General features: G+C 72.7%; 14 protein-coding genes. 11 read left to right on the top strand and 3 right to left on the bottom strand.

The genetic code is table 11. From position 1 onward, the window contains the following. Positions 1-42: 42 nt before the first annotated feature. Together DEJ43_RS05755 and DEJ43_RS05750 are read left to right on the top strand one after the other, a co-directional pair. Positions 43-594 carry a TetR/AcrR family transcriptional regulator gene (locus DEJ43_RS05755; RefSeq protein ID WP_041662156.1) on the top strand — a complete coding sequence of 184 codons (552 nt, stop codon included), beginning with the start codon at positions 43-45 and terminating at the stop codon, positions 592-594. After that, a complete protein-coding gene (locus DEJ43_RS05750) occupies positions 591-2,135 on the top strand; it encodes an MFS transporter (RefSeq protein WP_015032370.1) in 1,545 nt (514 codons plus the stop codon). The genes DEJ43_RS05755 and DEJ43_RS05750 overlap by 4 nt, the downstream gene beginning before the upstream one ends. Before the next feature lie 66 nt (positions 2,136-2,201). Here DEJ43_RS05750 and DEJ43_RS05745 read toward each other — a convergent pair whose 3' ends face one another. After that, complete coding sequence (locus tag DEJ43_RS05745) at positions 2,202-2,873, bottom strand: lysophospholipid acyltransferase family protein (RefSeq protein ID WP_015032369.1); 672 nt, start codon at positions 2,871-2,873, stop codon at positions 2,202-2,204. A 220-nt stretch (positions 2,874-3,093) separates the two neighbouring features. Here DEJ43_RS05745 and DEJ43_RS05740 point away from each other — a divergent pair, with 220 nt between their 5' ends. The 3 genes from DEJ43_RS05740 (at position 3,094) to DEJ43_RS05730 (ending at position 5,526) form a co-directional block, all read left to right on the top strand. Next, entirely contained in the window at positions 3,094-4,275 is a 1,182-nt protein-coding gene (locus DEJ43_RS05740; protein ID WP_015032368.1) for a glycerophosphodiester phosphodiesterase, read from the top strand. A gap of 161 nt (positions 4,276-4,436) precedes the next feature. Continuing rightward, on the top strand, positions 4,437-4,997 hold the full coding sequence (locus tag DEJ43_RS05735; protein ID WP_041662155.1) for a sigma-70 family RNA polymerase sigma factor: 561 nt from the start codon (positions 4,437-4,439) through the stop codon (positions 4,995-4,997). Between the two features lie 37 nt (positions 4,998-5,034). Further along, positions 5,035-5,526 (top strand): GNAT family N-acetyltransferase, encoded by a 492-nt coding sequence (locus tag DEJ43_RS05730; protein ID WP_041662154.1) that lies wholly within the window; start codon positions 5,035-5,037, stop codon positions 5,524-5,526. Position 5,527: 1 nt separating this feature from the next. On the opposite strand, the gene DEJ43_RS05725 is transcribed toward DEJ43_RS05730, so the two are convergent. Together DEJ43_RS05725 and DEJ43_RS05720 are read right to left on the bottom strand one after the other, a co-directional pair. Continuing rightward, positions 5,528-5,953, bottom strand: coding sequence for a hypothetical protein (locus DEJ43_RS05725; RefSeq protein ID WP_015032365.1), 426 nt, complete (start codon positions 5,951-5,953; stop codon positions 5,528-5,530). Between the two features lie 2 nt (positions 5,954-5,955). After that, positions 5,956-6,318, bottom strand: coding sequence for a hypothetical protein (locus tag DEJ43_RS05720; protein ID WP_015032364.1), 363 nt, complete (start codon positions 6,316-6,318; stop codon positions 5,956-5,958). A gap of 574 nt (positions 6,319-6,892) precedes the next feature. Between DEJ43_RS05720 and DEJ43_RS05715 the strand changes: the two genes are divergently transcribed. The 6 genes from DEJ43_RS05715 (at position 6,893) to cobT (ending at position 15,587) form a co-directional block, all read left to right on the top strand. Beyond that, positions 6,893-7,948: a methionine ABC transporter ATP-binding protein gene (locus DEJ43_RS05715; protein WP_015032363.1), complete on the top strand. Its 1,056-nt coding sequence runs from the start codon at positions 6,893-6,895 to the stop codon at positions 7,946-7,948. Next, positions 7,945-8,613, top strand: a complete 669-nt coding sequence (locus DEJ43_RS05710) for a methionine ABC transporter permease (protein ID WP_015032362.1) — start codon at positions 7,945-7,947, stop codon at positions 8,611-8,613. Before DEJ43_RS05715 ends, DEJ43_RS05710 begins: the two co-directional genes overlap by 4 nt. Before the next feature lie 94 nt (positions 8,614-8,707). Continuing rightward, the gene (locus DEJ43_RS05705; RefSeq protein WP_015032361.1) at positions 8,708-9,565 is read left to right on the top strand and encodes a MetQ/NlpA family ABC transporter substrate-binding protein; all 858 of its coding nucleotides are present in this window, start codon (positions 8,708-8,710) and stop codon (positions 9,563-9,565) included. A 197-nt stretch (positions 9,566-9,762) separates the two neighbouring features. Beyond that, positions 9,763-10,398 (top strand): GNAT family N-acetyltransferase, encoded by a 636-nt coding sequence (locus DEJ43_RS05700; RefSeq protein ID WP_041662153.1) that lies wholly within the window; start codon positions 9,763-9,765, stop codon positions 10,396-10,398. A 69-nt stretch (positions 10,399-10,467) separates the two neighbouring features. Continuing rightward, complete coding sequence (gene cbiE, locus DEJ43_RS05695) at positions 10,468-11,700, top strand: precorrin-6y C5,15-methyltransferase (decarboxylating) subunit CbiE (protein WP_015032359.1); 1,233 nt, start codon at positions 10,468-10,470, stop codon at positions 11,698-11,700. A gap of 326 nt (positions 11,701-12,026) precedes the next feature. Continuing rightward, positions 12,027-15,587: a nicotinate-nucleotide--dimethylbenzimidazole phosphoribosyltransferase gene (gene cobT, locus DEJ43_RS05690; protein ID WP_015032358.1), complete on the top strand. Its 3,561-nt coding sequence runs from the start codon at positions 12,027-12,029 to the stop codon at positions 15,585-15,587. Positions 15,588-15,756: the final 169 nt, after the last annotated feature.

Genomic DNA, 15,756 nt, shown 5'->3' with positions numbered 1-15,756 from the left:
TTGAATGAGACATCAATGTCTCATTCGGTGTATGGTTGTCTCATGTCAGTCGATCGCACCCAGGTGCTCCGCGCCGCCGCCGCCCTGCTCACCCGCAAGGCGACCGCCACGATGGACGAGGTCGCCCGGGCCGCCGGGATCGGGCGGGCCACGCTGCACCGGCACTTCGCCGGGCGGGACGCCCTGGTGCGGGCGCTCGAAGAGCTCGGGCTGCAGGAACTGGAGGCGGCGCTCGACCGGGCCGGGCTCGACGACGGGCCCGAGGACGAGGCCGTACGACGGCTCGTCGCCGAAGTGGAGCACGTCGCGCCCCTGCTGTCCTTCCTCGTCACCGAGAACCAGCTCTTCGAGGGCGACCAGCAGAACGAAGGCTGGGCCCTCCTCGACGCCCGCGTCTCCGCGCTCTTCCGGCGCGGCCAGGAAAGCGGCGTCTTCCGCATCGACCTGACCCCCGCCTGGCTCACCGAGGCCTTCTACGGGCTCGTCGGTTCCGGCGCCTGGGCCGTGCAGGACGGCCGGGTCGCCGCCAAGGACTTCCAGTACATGATCGCCGAGCTGCTGCTCGGCGGAGCGCGCAGGAGCGTGGAGAAGTGACCACCAGCACCCTCAAGTCCGCGGGCCATACCGAGGGCGTGCGCCGCCCCGGCCGGTGGCTCGCCCTCTCCGTTCTCGTCCTGGCCGTCCTCCTCGTGGCGGTCGACGCCACGGTGCTCGGCCTCGCCACCCCCTTCCTCTCCGAGGACCTGAAGCCCTCCGGCACCCAGCTCCTCTGGATCGGTGACGTCTACTCCTTCGTCATCGCCGGACTCCTGGTCTCCATGGGCAGCCTCGGCGACCGCATCGGCCGCAAGAAGCTGCTCCTGATCGGTGCCACCGCCTTCGGCGCCGTCTCCGTGCTGAACGCCTACGCGACCAGCCCCGAGATGATGATCGTGGCCCGCGCCCTGCTCGGCGTCGCCGGTGCGACCCTGATGCCGTCGACCCTGGCGCTCATCCGGAACCTCTTCCACGACCCGCGCGAGCGCAGCCTCGCGATCGGCATCTGGGGCGCCATGGCCTCGGCCGGCGCCGCCGTCGGCCCGGTCGTCGGCGGTTTCCTCCTGGAGCACTTCTGGTGGGGCTCGGTCTTCCTCATCAACCTGCCCGTGATGGCGGTCCTCGTCCTCGTCGGCATCAAGCTGATCCCCGAGTCGAAGAACCCGGCCCCCGGCCCCTGGGACCTGCCGAGCGTCGCGCTCTCCCTCGTCGGCATGATCGGCATCGTCTACGCGATCAAGGAACTGGCCTCGCACGGCCCGGCCCTCGACGCGGCGGCCGCCGCCCTCATCGGCATCGCCGCCCTGACCTGGTTCGTCCGCAGGCAGCTGACCCTGCCCGCGCCGCTCCTGGACATGCGCCTGTTCCGCCACCGCGGCTTCTCGGGCGCCGTGCTCGCCGACCTGCTGACCATCCTCGGCCTCTCCGGCCTGGTGTTCTTCCTGTCGCAGTTCTTCCAGCTGGTCCAGGGCCGCCACCCGCTGGAGGCCGGACTCGCCGAACTCCCGGCGGCGGTCGGCGCCGTGACGGCCGGTCTGATCGCGGGCCTGGTGGCCCGTCGATTCTCCGTACGGTCCGTGGTGGCCGGCGGTCTCGCGGCGGTCGGCCTCGCGCTCGCCGTCCTGACGACCATCGACCAGCACACCGACTACCCGCTGCTCGGCGCCGCCCTGCTCGTCGTCGGCGTGGGCGCCGGTTTCGCCTTCACCGTCACCGCCGACGTGATCCTGTCCAGCGTTCCCAAGGAGCAGGCCGGATCGGCCTCCGCGGTCTCGGAAACGGCATACGAACTGGGCGCCGCGCTCGGCATCGCCGTGCTCGGTTCGATCGTGACCGGTGTCTACCGGGGCTTCGCCACCCCGGCCGGGGTACCCTCCGACACCGCCTCCGCCGCGCACGAGTCGCTGGGCGGCGCGGTCGAGGCCTCCGGCGCTCTCGCCCCGGAGACGGCGACGGCCCTGGTGTCGGCCGCCCAGGAAGCCTTCGTCGACGGCCTGCGGATCGCGGCCGGGGTCGGCGCGGCCGTCCTCCTCGCCACCGCGGTCGCGGCCTGGTTCCTGCTCAAGGGGCAGAAGCTGGAGGACGGCGTCGAGCACTGACGCCGATGGCGAAGGGCCCCGTACGGCCAGCTGGCCGTACGGGGCCCTTTCGTCCGTCCGTGCGGACTACGCGGCCTTCGCCTTCGTGGCGTACATGTCCACGTACTCCTGGCCCGAGAGCCGCATGACCTCGGCCATCACCGAGTCCGTCACCGCCCGCAGCACATAGCGGTCGCGGTCCATCCCGTCGTACCGCGAGAACTCCATCGCCTCGCCGAAGCGGACCGTCACCTTGCCCGGGCGCGGGAAGCCCGCGCCGCCCGGCTGGATCTTGTCGGTGCCGATCATCGCGAACGGGACCACCGGCGCGCCCGTCATCAGGGTCAGCCGGGCGATGCCCGTACGGCCCCGGTACAGCCGGCCGTCGGGGGAGCGGGTGCCCTCGGGGTAGATCGAGAAGATCTTGCCCTCCTCGAGGACCCGGCGCCCGGTCATCAGGGCCGCCACACCGCCGCGGCCGCCGTCCCGGTCCACCGGGATCATGCCGACGCTGGTGAAGAACCAGGCCATGGCCCGGCCCTTGATGCCCTTGCCCGTCACGTACTCGTCCTTGCCGATGAAGTAGACCGGACGGTCCAGGCAGATCGGCATGATCATCGAGTCGATGAAGGTCAGGTGGTTGCCCGCGAGGATGACGGGACCGGTCCCCGGGATGTTCTCGGCGCCCTCCACGCGGGGGCGGAACATCAGGCGCATGACCGGCCCGAGCACTGCCTTGATGATCGCGAGACGGGACAACGGTTCCTCCGGTGGGATGCGGGTCAGTCGAGCTGACGGTGCAGCTGGCGACGATACTCGCGGGTCACCACCGCGCGCACATCGGGTTCACCGAGTGGATACGCAGTGTTGACGTGTGTTTCCGCCATGTTCGGCGGAGGTCTGCCGCCCGTAGGGCCCCGATGCCTAGCGTCGGGGGCACCCGTCGACAGGAGCGGGACATGACACAGGAGGACATCTCATGACCCAGGGCGAACGCCGGATCCCGGCCCGGCGCACGGTTCTCGGAGCGGCGGGCGCCACCGTCCTCGGCGCCTCCACGGCCCTCGCCGCCGGTACGGGCGCGGCGCAGGCCGCCGAATCGCGGACCGCCGGCGCGGCACACGGCCACGGGCGCGGCTACCGCTCCCTGCCCGTCCCCACCGTCATCGCCCACCGCGGCGCCAGCGGCTACCGCCCCGAGCACACCCTCGGCTCCTACCGGCACGCCCTCGACCTCGGCGCCCACGTCATCGAGCAGGACCTCGTCCCCACCAAGGACGGACACCTCGTCTGCCGCCACGAGAACGACATCACCGGCACCACCGATGTCGCCGACCACCCCGAGTTCGCCTCCCGGAAGACCACCAAGAGCGTCGACGGGGTCTCCCTCACCGGCTGGTTCACCGAGGACTTCACGCTCGCCGAGCTCAAGACCCTGCGGGCCAAGGAGCGCATTCCGGCCGTCCGCCAGGAGAACACCCTGTACGACGGCCGCTGGACGGTCCCCACCTTCGAGGAGGTGCTGCGCTGGGCCGACGAGGAGGGCCGCCGCCGGGGCCGCGAGATCTGGCTGCACGTCGAGACCAAGCACCCCAGCTACTTCCGCTCCCTCGGCCTCGGCCTGGAGGAGCGCCTCGCCAAGCTGCTGCGCCGGTACGGCCGTCACCGCGCGAACTCCCCGGTCTTCCTCCAGTCCTTCGAGCCCAGCAGCATCCAGCGGCTCGCGAAGCTGGTCGACTCGCCCGGCGTGGTCCTGCTCTCCGGCGCGACCAGCCGCCCCTGGGACTTCGTGCAGGCCGGGGACCCGCGCACGGTCGCCGACCTGGTCACGCCGGGGGGCCTGCGCTGGATCGCCTCGTACGCCCGGGGCATCGGTCCCACGCTCGACCTGGTGATCCCGAAGGACGCGAGCGGCCGCCTCGGCGACCCGACCACGCTGGTGCGGGACGCGCACGCGGCGGGCCTGATCCTCCACCCGTACACCCACCGCAACGAGAACTCCTTCCTGCCGGCGGACTTCCGCAGGGGCACCGACCCGACGGCGTACGGGGACTCCTTCGGGGCCCTGAAGACCTACCTGGCGACGGGGATCGACGGCATCTTCTCCGACAACCCGGACACCGCCCTGCTGGGCGCCGCGGACTTCACCGCCCGGGACTGAGCGCGGCCCGCGACCGAACACCGCCCCAGGGCTGAGCACCGCCCGCCGCTGAGCACCCCGGAGGGTGTGCGGGTCCGCCGACCGGACCCGCACACCCTCCTCCCGGGTGGTTTGGGACCCGTACCGCAACCACGCCCACGAGCCCCGGCATCGTGCGGTGCATGACCACTGCCGAGTCCGCACCGGACACCACCCCCGGTCTCCTGGCCGCCCTCGCCCCGCTGCTCGCCGCCGAGTCCGACGCCGAGGCGCCGGCCGCGGGCGTCGACCCGGGCGATCTGGAACAGGCCGTCTGGCTCCGCCTCCTGGAGCAGCTCCAGGAGACCGGCGCCGCCCCCGAGCGCCCCGCCGAATGGCTGCGCCGCGCCGTCCGCGCGGAGGCCCGCCGGGCCCGCAGGACCAGCGACCGCGAACGGCCCTACCGGGACGAACCGGCCGAGGACCCGGCCGCGCCCGGACCCCACGGCTCCCCGGAGCACTCCCTGATGGCCGCCGAAGGCCGCCGCACCCTCCGCGCCGCCGTCACCCGGACGCCGGGCCGCTGCCCCCGGGTGCTGACCGCGATGCTCGATCCCGAGGACCCCACGTACCGGGAAATCGCAGGAGAGTTGGGTATCTCACAGGGCAGTCTGGGGCCGATGCGTTCCCGTTGCCTGGGATGCCTGCGCAGAATGCTGGCTGCAGAGGTTCCTGCCCCGGGTCGACGGGGAAGGGTGCGGTAAACCGATGATCGACCAGATGAGCGGGAGGCGTGCACACATGGGCCTGAGTGTGACCATCTCAGCGGCGGACGCGCGGGACGCGGAGCACATCCTGAAGCTGCAGTACCTCTGCTACCAGAGCGAGGCGGAGCTCTACGGAGACTGGTCCATCGAGCCGCTCACCCAGTCGCTCGACGCCCTGCGCGCCGAACTGGACGAGGGGCACGGGCTCGTGGCCCGGCTCGGCGACGAGGTCGTCGCCTCCGTACGGGCCCGGCTCGACGAGGACGGCACCGTACGGATCGCCAAGCTGATCGTGCACCCGCGGATGCGCCGGCACGGCCTCGGCGGCCGCCTCCTCGACGGCATCGAGCGCCACTTCGCGGCCGCCACCGCCGTACCCGCGGGCTCCGCCAAGCGCTACCAGCTCTTCACCGGCCACCGCAGCGAGGGCAACCTCCGCCTCTACCGCAAGAAGGGGTACGCGCAGGTCGGCGTCCAGGAGGTCGGCCCCCGGCTCACCCTGGTGACCCTGGAGAAGGCCGCCTGAGTCAGCCGGCCGCCACCGCCGTACGCGACCGGCGCAGCCACCAGATGCCGGTCAGCGGCAGCAGCACCGGGATGAAGACGTAGCCGTAGCCGAAGTCCGACCAGACCGTCGCGTCCGGGAAGGCCGACGGCTCCACCAGCGTCCAGGTCCCCACGATCAGCACGCCCGCGAGCTCGGCGGCGCAGCACACCAGCGCCGCCCTGCGGGCCTTCTCCCCGCCCCGTACCAGCGTGTACGTGATGAAGACGTAGACGACCGCCGCCACCGCCGACAGGGAGTACGCGAGCGGTGCGCGGTCGAACTCGGTGGCGATCTGGTAGATCGAGCGGGACACCGCGCCCACCGACATCACGCCGTACAGCCAGACGAGCAGCGTGCCCGGCCCGGTGACGAGCCGGGTCTTTCCCTCGGTCTCGGTCGCGGTCATGGTCAGCCCACCGTCCAGATGTCGTAGAGACGCACTTCGAGCACGGCCAGGACGACCGCTCCGGCCGCCACCGTGGCCGAACCCCACCGGCTGCGCTCCGCGAGCGACATGAAGCCGGCGATGGGCACCGCGCACAGCGCCCCGAGCAGATAGGCGACGAAGATCGTCGTGCCCTCCTCGGCCTTCTCCCCGCGCACCAGCTGCACGATCCCGACGACCAGCTGGACCACGACGAGGAACGTCACCACGGCCATGCCGATGAAGTGCCAGTCCTTGGTCGGCTGGTCGCGGAAGGCGGCGAAGCCGCACCAGGCGGCGAGGGCGAGCGCGGCCACGGAGACCGCGACCGTCAGGGCGTCAAGCATGCGCCCGAGGGTATTACGCTCCGAATGGCCCGATGCGCTCGCCCCCCGCGCCCGCGCCGCGGTCCCGCGCGCGGACCGTGGCCTTGGCCACAACCCGCGCCCGCCGGGCACCCGGACCGCCCTTCGCGGGCGCCCGACCATGGGCCGCGTCCCCGCAGGCCACACGGGGAAACCGGGCGGAAGCGCCACCTCCGGAGTGTCCGCATGGCGTCTCAACGGCGTCCGCTATTCGGACAGCCTCCTTTCGTTCGCACGTGCGCATGCTTTACTTGCAGACATGACCACGACGAGCAGCCGCACCCTTGCGACCGAGGCGATCACCACGCCCGGTGCTCGTTGTATGTGTCGAATGTGCGCCTTCTGAGGGCCCCCGCCTGAGTTTCGCGCCCCGAAGCGAGACCGACGGCCGTGCCGTTCCGCCCGCCATCCGGCAGCGGACCGTGCCCGCCCCCGCGCACACCGCCGACTCCCGGCCACCCGCCGGAGCGGCCCCCCGTGCGCCTGACTGTCCGAAGACGAATGCCCCGTGCACGACGGACCCCGCGTCGCGCACTCGACAGTGACGGAAACCCCTGTGATCACCACTTCGGGCCTGACCAAGGTCTACGAGTCGCGCGGCCGCCAGGTCACCGCTCTGGACGGCGTCGACCTCCACGTCCGCGAGGGCGAGGTCTTCGGCGTGATCGGCCAGAGCGGCGCCGGCAAGTCCTCGCTCATCCGCTGCGTCAACCTCCTGGAGCGCCCCACCTCCGGCACCGTGACCGTCGACGGCGTCGACCTCACCGCACTCGCCGGAAAGGGCCGCCGCGCGGGCAAGGACCTGCGCCGGGCACGCAGCAGCATCGGCATGGTCTTCCAGCACTTCAACCTGCTGTCCTCCCGCACGGTGAAGGACAACATCGAGCTCCCCCTGGAGATCCTCGGCGTCTCCGGCGCCGAACGCTCCCGCCGCGCCCTCGAACTCCTCGACCTGGTCGGCCTCGCCGACAAGGCCAAGGCCTACCCCGGCCAGCTCTCCGGCGGCCAGAAGCAGCGCGTCGGCATCGCCCGCGCCCTCGCCGGCGAACCCAAGGTCCTCCTCTCCGACGAGGCCACCAGCGCCCTCGACCCGGAGACCACCCGCTCCATCCTCCAGCTGCTGCGCGACCTCAACCAGCAGCTCGGCCTCACCGTCCTGCTCATCACCCACGAGATGGACGTCGTGAAGACCATCTGCGACTCCGCCGCGCTGATGCAGAAGGGCCGCATCGTCGAGTCCGGCACCGTCGGCGAACTGCTCGCCACCCCCGGCTCCCAGCTGGCGGCCGAGCTCTTCCCGGTCAGCGGCGGCCCCACCGGCCCCGACCGCACGGTCGTCGACGTCACCTTCCACGGCGACGCCGCGACCCAGCCCGTCATCTCGCAGCTCTCCCGCACGTACAACATCGACATCTCGATCCTCGGGGCGGCGATGGACACCGTCGGCGGCAAGCAGATCGGCCGGATGCGGATCGAACTGCCCGGACGGTACGAGGACAACGTCGTCCCGGTCGGCTTCCTGCGCGAGCAGGGCCTCCAGGTCGAGATCGTGGAAGACGACGCACACACGACGGCCGCCGCGCCCGTGCTGGTGAAGGAAGGTGCCAAGTGACCTGGTCCGAGATGCAGCCCCTGCTGGAGCAGGGCACCGTCGACACCCTCTACATGGTCCTGTGGGCCACCGTCGTCACCGTGCTCGGCGGCCTGCCGCTCGGCATCCTCCTCGTCCTCACGGACAAGGGCGGACTGCTGCAGAACCGGCCGGTCAACAAGGTCGTCGGTGCGATCGTGAACATCGGGCGTTCGCTGCCCTTCATCATCCTGCTGATCGCCCTGATCCCCTTCACGACCTTCGTCGTCGGCACCTTCATCGGCCCCACCGCGATGATCGTGCCCCTCGCCATCGGCGCCATCCCCTTCTTCGCACGGCTCGTCGAGACCTCCATCCGCGAGGTCGACCACGGACTCGTCGAAGCCGTCCAGGCCATGGGCGGCGGCATCCCCACCATCGTCCGCAAGGTGCTGCTCCCGCAGGCCCTGCCCTCGCTGATCTCGGGCGTCACCACCACGGTCATCGTCCTCATCGGCTACTCGGCGATGGCCGGCGCGGTCGGCGGCGAAGGCCTCGGCTCCAAGGCCGTCACCTACGGATACCAGCGCTTCGACACCACCTTCATGCTGGTCACCGTCGTCGTCCTGGTCCTGATCGTGACCGTCGTCCAGCTCATCGGCGACGGAGTCGTACGACTCCTCGCCCGCCGCGGCCGCACCGCGTAACGGCCCCCAGCCCCACAGACTTCGTCTTTTCGACGAACACAGCCCGGACTTGTTGTCCAGGCGTCCACCGCACCACCGGAAAGAGGCACTCTTCGTGCGTAAGAACATCAAGCTCACCGCCGGTATCGCCACCGCCGCCGCCCTCGCCCTCGGCCTCAGCGCCTGCGGCACCTCCTCGGACCCCGGCTCCAAGGACTCGGCCGGCTCCGGCGACACCTCCAAGGCCCTCGTCGTCGCCGCGTCCCCGACGCCGCACGCCGACATCCTCAACTACGTCAAGGACAACCTGGCCGAGAAGGCCGGCCTGAAGCTGGAGGTGAAGGAGTTCACGGACTACGTCCTGCCGAACACCGCCACCGAGACCGGCCAGGTCGACGCCAACTACTTCCAGCACAAGCCGTACCTCGACGACTTCAACAAGAAGAACAACACCCACATCGTCCCGGTGGTCAACGTCCACCTGGAGCCGCTGGGCCTCTACTCCAAGAACCTCAAGTCGGTGAAGGACATCAAGGCGGGCCAGACCATCGCCGTCCCGAACGACACCACCAACGGCGGCCGCGCCCTCCAGCTGCTCGCCGACAACGGCCTGATCACCATCAAGCCCGGTGTCGGCACCAACGCCAAGATCTCCGACATCACCGACAAGAAGGGCCTCGAGTTCAAGGAGCTGGAGGCCGCCACCGTGCCCCGCGCCCTGAACGACGTGGACGCCGCCGTCATCAACGGCAACTACGCCATCGAGGCCAAGCTCTCCCCGGCGAAGGACGCCCTCGTCCTGGAGAAGGCGGACGGCAACCCGTACGCCAACTTCCTCGCCGTCAAGGAGGGCAACGAGAAGGACGCCCGCGTGCAGAAGCTCGCCAAGCTCCTCAACTCGCCCGAGGTGAAGAAGTACATCGAGGACACCTACAAGGACTCCGTCGTCCCCGCCTTCGGCGCCACCAAGTAAGGCAGGACGCCCGAGGGACCGTCAGACCGGTTCCCCCGTACAGTCCTTGGGCAGAAGGCCCCCCGCACCCCGTCCGGTGCGCGGGGCCTTCGCCGTACCCCCACCCGACACCCCACCCGGCCATGCGTACCGGCGCCCGCATGCTGCATGCTGTGCGTTCACGGTCGATTCGGACGGTCCACGGCATGGAGCTGAGCATGACTACCACCTTCCCGGACATCTCCATCAACACGGACCGGCTGGTGCTGCGCGCGCTCGAGGAGGGCGACGCCCCCGCCCTGGCCGAGATGATGAACGACGAACTCGTCGGCGCCTGGACCGCGGTGCCCCAGCCCTTCACCGAAGCGGCCGCCCGCAGATGGATCAGCGAGTACGCGCCCGCCGAACGCACCGCGGGCCGGGGCCTCGACCTCGCCGTCACCGAGTTCCTCACCCAGCGCCTGGTCGGCATCGTGCAGTTGGCCAAGACCGACTGGAAGGTCCGCTCCACCGAGATCTCCTACATCGTCGCCCCCTGGGCCCGCGGCGAGGGTTACGCCTCCGAAGCGGCGCTCGCCACCGCCCAGTGGCTCTTCGGCGACCAGAAGTTCGAGCGCATCGAACTGCGCACGGCCGCCGACAACACCGCCTCCCAGCAGGTCGCCCAGAAGATCGGCTGCATCAGCGAAGGCGTCCTGCGCAACGCCTGCATAGCCCGCACCCGCACCGAGGACGGCAGCTGGACCGATCTGCGCACCGACTACATCGTCTGGGGCCTCCTCCCCGAGGACCTCGACGGCGTCGCCGACCAGATGGCCGAGGCCGGATACTCCTCGTACACCGACTGGAGCTGACCCCCGCACACCACGCCGGGGTACGCTCAGCACGCCCCCGACCTGCGACGACACCAGGAGACGACGACGATGGCCGACCGCGTCACGGTGATCGGCTGGGACGGCTCGCCCCTCACCGCGGCGGCCCGCTCCGCGCTCTCCGCCGCCACCCTGGTGGCCGGTGCCGCCCACCACCTCGCCCTGCCCGAGGTACCGCCCGGCGCCGAACGCGTCCGCCTCGGCAGCGTCGACCTCGCCGCCCGCCGCATCGCCGGCCACCGCGGCACCGCCGTCGTCCTCGCCGACGGCGACCCCGGCTTCTTCGGCGTCGTCCGCACCCTGCGCGCCCCCGAGCACGGCCTGGAGGTCGAGGTCGTCCCCGCCGTCTCCTCGGTCGCCGCCGCCTTCGCTCGGGCCGGGATGCCCTGGGAGGACGCCCGGATCGTCGTCGCCCACCAGCGCACCCTGCGCCGCGCCGTCAACGTCTGCCGCGCCCACCCCAAGGTCGCCGTCCTCACCTCACCCGGCGCGGGACCCGCCGAACTCGCCCTCCTCCTCGACGGCGTCCACCGCACCTTCGTCGTCTGCGAGGAGCTCGGCACCGACCGCGAGCAGGTCTCCGTCCTCACCTCCGACAAGGCGGCCGACCACAGCTGGCGCGACCCGAACGTCGTCCTCGTCATCGGCGGCACCGGCGGCGGCACCCCCGGACCCCCCTGGCTGATGGGCCAGGACCCGGCGGCCCGTCCGGTACGCGGCTGGGGCCTCCCCACCGAGGAGTACGACCCCGCCGGGCGCGACGCGCGTACCGGGGCGGGGGAGGACCCCTCCCTGCGCGCCGCCCAGCTCGCCCGCCTGGGACCCCGCACCGGCGACCTCGTCTGGGACATCGGCTGCGCGGGCGGCGCGTTCTCCGTCGAAGCCGCCCGCTTCGGCGCCGCTGTCATCGCCGTCGACATCGACCCGGCCGCCTGCGCCCGCACCGAACAGGCCGCCCGCCGGCAAGGCGTACCCCTCCAGACCGTGCCCGGCCGGGCCCCGCACGTCCTGGAGAGCCTGCCCGAGCCCGATGTCGTGCGCATCGCGGCCGGCGGCGTCGACGTCGTCACCGCCTGCACCGACCGGCGGCCGGAACGCATCGTCGCCCACGCGTCCACCCGCGACGAGGCCGAGGCCATCGGCGCCGCCCTCGCCGACGGCGGCTACACCGTCGAGAGCCTCCTCCTGCAGACCGTCGGACTCGACCCGGCCGACTGGTCGGAACGGGAGCGTTCGGTCGTCTTCCTGCTGGCAGGGCGCAGGACCGACACCCCCCACGCGTAGCCCGAGCACCCCCCACCCGTGACCGTGCCGCCCACCGGGGCAGGTAGGCTGGCCGATTGTTGTACCGCTTCCGGACGTTCGGCGCTTCGTTCGTCAATGTCCTGAATGGGTGGCCACATTGCGCCGCTGACGTGGTACGCGATCAGGGGGGACCGCGCGACGTGGCGCAGTCCACAGCGCACCGTGGCAAATCTCCCTGCCACGAAGGCCGGGGGCCGCGACAATGTGTGGGTGTCCGCGTGTCCTTCGTGCCGCGCGGCGCACGCGCTCGTTCTAGTCGACGGGCGCAGGTCTGAAGGAGCACAAGCGATGGGCGAGGGGTACGCATGACGGACACCGGCCAGGTCCCGGGCGAGGGGCTGCCGGAGAACGCAGGCATGGTCGAGCAGCCGGGCATCCCCGCACCGGGCGCGTACACCTTCCTGGACCCCTCCGAGCACACCACCGAGGACGACGACCTGCTCCTGATGCCGGGCGCCCAGGGCGCCTGGAGCGAGCACCCGCCGGGCGTCGCGCCCGCGCCGCCGGTCGCCGTACCGCCGCCGGCCGCCGCGGTCCCGCACCAGGGCGTGCCGCACCCCGCTCCGGAGGCGCCCGCCCCGATGGCCGACCCGCTCACCGACCCCCTGCCGGACCCGCTCACGGCCCCGCTGGACTCCGTCGCCCTCGGCGACGTGCTCACGGCCCCGCAGCAGGGCGCCCCCCTCGGCACCCCCGCGCACGGCGTCCCGGTGGACCAGCTCACGGGCACCCCCGCCCACGGCGTCCCGCTGGACCCGGCCGGCACCCCCGCGCACGGCGTCCCGCTCGACCCGGCCGGCACCCCGGCCCACGGCGTCCCCGTGGCCCCCCAGGAGCAGCCGCCCACCAGCCACGGCTACGAGCCGGGCATCCTCGACACCGGCGCCCACGAGGCCGCGGGCCGCGACTCCGGTTCCGTGGACCTCAGCGGCGTCCGGATGCCCCCGCCCGCCGCCGCGCCCACCCCGCAGCCCGCGCGCCGCCCGCTCCACATGGGCCCGCCCGTGCCCGAAACCGGCGGCGTGGTCCGCTCGCTTGCCGACCGGGGCCCGGCCGCCGCGCCCGCTCCGGCCCCGCAGCCCGTGCCCGCGCCCGAACCGCTCGTGGCCACCGCGCCCGCGCCCGTACCGGTACGGAACCCGGGCCCGCCGACCACCGGACCCGAGTACTTCGAGATCGCACAGGACCAGCAGCTCGCGCCGCAGGGCGCCGAGCCGTGGGCGGCGGAGCCGCAGGAGCACGCCGCCCCGCAGCCGGTGGCCGTCCCCGCAGAAACGGTCGTCCCGCAGAGCGGCCAGTTCGTCCAGGTCGAGGGCAGCGTCCCGACGGCCCCGCACCTGGCCCCGGTCCCCGCGGCCGACCCCGCGGACGTGGCCGAGCCGGTCGAGCAGGCGGAGCCCGCGCAGGCCCCCGAGCCCGAGCCCGTCGTGGCGGAGGCCGCCCCCGAGCTCCCGGTCGAGGTCACCGAGGCCCCGTCCGCCACCGTCCCCGCCCCCCGCGAGGGCGAGCCCCCGGCCGCCGAGACCCCGGAGGCCGAAGCGCCGGCCGACGAGCCGGCCGCGCAGGAGCCCGTCGTCGAGCCCCTGCCCGAGGCGGAGCCGGTCACCGAGGCCCCGGCCGAGCCGGTCGCCGTGACGGAGGCGCAGCTGCAGGAGGAGACTCCCGAGGAGACCGCCCCCGTGGCGGCCGTCGCCGACGAGGTCCCCTTCGTACCGGAGGCCGAAGAGCCGCAGGCGCCGGCCGAAGAGGCCGTCGCCCTCCCGCAGGCCGAGCAGCCGGAGCCGGCCGCCGAGCCGGTACCGGCCCCGGCCGCCGATGAGCCCACCCCGGCCACGGAGTCCGCCCCGGGCACGGAGACCGCTCCGGCGACGGACGCGGCCCCGGCCACGGACAGCGCCCCCGCCACGGACACCGAGCCGACGACGGCCACGGCCGAGGACACCGACCCGGCCGTGGACACCCACCCGGCCGCGGACACCGACCCGGCCACGGAGCCGGATTCGGCCCAGGACTCGGCCACGGAGCCGGACTCGGCCCAGGACTCGGCCGCGGAGCCGGAGACGGCCCCCGAGCCGGACTCCGCCCCGGCCCCGGAGTCGGAGTCGGAGTCGGAGGCGGCCCCGGAGCAGGACTCCCCCCCGGCCCCCGCCTACGACGACGCCGAGCGCGAAGCCGTCCTCCGCGTCATGCGCGAACGCCGCGACATCCGCAACGGCTTCCGCTCCGACCCGATCCCGCACGAGGTGCTGCTCCGCGTCCTGGAGGCCGCCCACACGGCCCCCAGCGTCGGCCACTCCCAGCCCTGGGACTTCGTGGTCATCCGGTCCGCCGAGACCCGGCAGACCATGCACGAACTCGCCCAGCGCCAGCGCGAGGCGTACGCCAAGTCGCTGCCGAAGGCCCGGGCGAAGCAGTTCAAGGAACTGAAGATCGAGGCCATCCTCGACACCCCGGTCAACATCGTGGTGACCGCCGACCCCACCCGGGGCGGCCGCCACACCCTCGGCCGCTACACGCAGCCGCAGATGGCCCCGTACTCCTCGGCGCTGGCCGTCGAGAACCTCTGGCTCGCCGCCCGCGCCGAAGGCCTCGGCGTCGGCTGGGTCAGCTTCTTCGACGAGCGCGAGATGGTCCGCACCCTGGGCCTGCCCGAGCACCTCGAAGTGGTCGCGTACCTCTGCGTGGGATACGTCGACGAGTTCCCCGAGGAGCCCGAACTGATGCAGGCGGGCTGGTCCAAGCGCCGGCCGCTGGCCTGGGTCGTCCACGAGGAGACGTACGGCCGCCGCGCGCTGCCCGGCGAGGAGCCGCACGACCTCCTCCAGGAGACCATCGCCAACATCCGCCCGCTGGACGCCAAGGCGCTCGGCGAGGCCTGGGAGCGCCAGAAGCGCATGACCAAGCCCGCGGGGGCGCTGGGCATGCTGGAGATCATCTCCGCGCAGCTCTCCGGCCTCTCCCGGGTCTGCCCGCCGCCGATCCCCGAGCCGGCCGCGGTCGCGATCTTCGCGGGCGACCACGGTGTGCACGCCCAGGGCGTCACGCCCTGGCCGCAGGAGGTCACCGGCCAGATGGTGGCCAACTTCCTCGGCGGGGGAGCGGTGTGCAACGCGTTCGCCAACCAGGTCGGCGCCGAGGTCTGCGTCATCGACGTCGGCGTGGCCTCCGAACTCCCGGCCACCCCCGGCCTCCTGCCCCGCAAGGTCCGCCCCGGCACCGGCGACTTCACCACGGGCCTCGCCATGACCCGCGAAGAGGTCCTCGCGGCGATCGAGGTGGGCATCGAAACGGCCCGTGACCTGGTCGCGGCGGGCAACAAGGCCCTGCTCACCGGCGAGATGGGCATCGCGAACACCACCGCGTCGGCCGCCCTGATCTCGGTCTACACCGGCGTCGACCCGACCGAGGTCACCGGCCGCGGCACGGGCATCAACGACGAGACGCACGCCCGCAAGGTCGACGTCGTCCGGCGCGCCCTGGACCTGCACAAGCCGGACCCGGCGGACCCCATCGGCGTCCTGTCCGCGGTCGGCGGCCTGGAGCACGCGGCGCTCGTCGGCCTGATCCTGGGCGCGGCCTCCCTGCGTACCCCGGTCATCCTCGACGGCGTGTCCACCGGCGCGGCGGCCCTCCTGGCCCGCGCGATCGCACCGGAGTCGCTCGCGGCCTGCATCGCGGGCCACCGCAGCGCCGAGCCGGGCCACGTGGCCGCGCTCAACAAGCTGGGCCTGCGCCCCCTGGTCGACCTCGACCTCCGGCTCGGCGAGGGCACGGGCGCCCTGCTCGCCCTCCCGCTGGTGCAGAGCGCGGCCCGCGCGATGCACGAGGTGGCCACGTTCGACTCGGCGGGCGTCACCGAGAAGTAGCACCGAGACGCGTCCCCCACACCCGGATACGGGGTGGGGGACGCGGTCCGGAGCGCCCCCGTGCGGGGACCCACCCGGCCCAGCCCCGGGAGATCCGTCACAGCGTGACGGAGTACGGCCACCGATATCGTGGCCCCACCAGCCGCTTCACCGCAGCAGCGGCCAGCAT

This window comes from Streptomyces venezuelae ATCC 10712 (assembly GCF_008639165.1).
Classification (GTDB): Bacteria; Actinomycetota; Actinomycetes; order Streptomycetales; family Streptomycetaceae; genus Streptomyces; species Streptomyces venezuelae.
Note: the sequence above shows the minus strand (reverse complement) of the source record. Positions and strands in the feature narration are given on the sequence as shown.

What these genes read in the sequence shown, in the direction of transcription:
- DEJ43_RS05755 (WP_041662156.1), top strand. Translation starts at nt 43, where the DNA reads ATGTCAGTCGATCGCACCCAGGTGCTCCGCGCCGCCGCCGCCCTGCTC.
- DEJ43_RS05740 (WP_015032368.1), top strand. Translation starts at nt 3,094, where the DNA reads ATGACCCAGGGCGAACGCCGGATCCCGGCCCGGCGCACGGTTCTCGGA.
- DEJ43_RS05735 (WP_041662155.1), top strand. Translation starts at nt 4,437, where the DNA reads ATGACCACTGCCGAGTCCGCACCGGACACCACCCCCGGTCTCCTGGCC.
- DEJ43_RS05730 (WP_041662154.1), top strand. Translation starts at nt 5,035, where the DNA reads ATGGGCCTGAGTGTGACCATCTCAGCGGCGGACGCGCGGGACGCGGAG.
- DEJ43_RS05725 (WP_015032365.1), bottom strand. Translation starts at nt 5,953, where the DNA reads ATGACCGCGACCGAGACCGAGGGAAAGACCCGGCTCGTCACCGGGCCG.
- DEJ43_RS05720 (WP_015032364.1), bottom strand. Translation starts at nt 6,318, where the DNA reads ATGCTTGACGCCCTGACGGTCGCGGTCTCCGTGGCCGCGCTCGCCCTC.
- DEJ43_RS05700 (WP_041662153.1), top strand. Translation starts at nt 9,763, where the DNA reads ATGACTACCACCTTCCCGGACATCTCCATCAACACGGACCGGCTGGTG.
- cbiE (WP_015032359.1), top strand. Translation starts at nt 10,468, where the DNA reads ATGGCCGACCGCGTCACGGTGATCGGCTGGGACGGCTCGCCCCTCACC.
- cobT (WP_015032358.1), top strand. Translation starts at nt 12,027, where the DNA reads ATGACGGACACCGGCCAGGTCCCGGGCGAGGGGCTGCCGGAGAACGCA.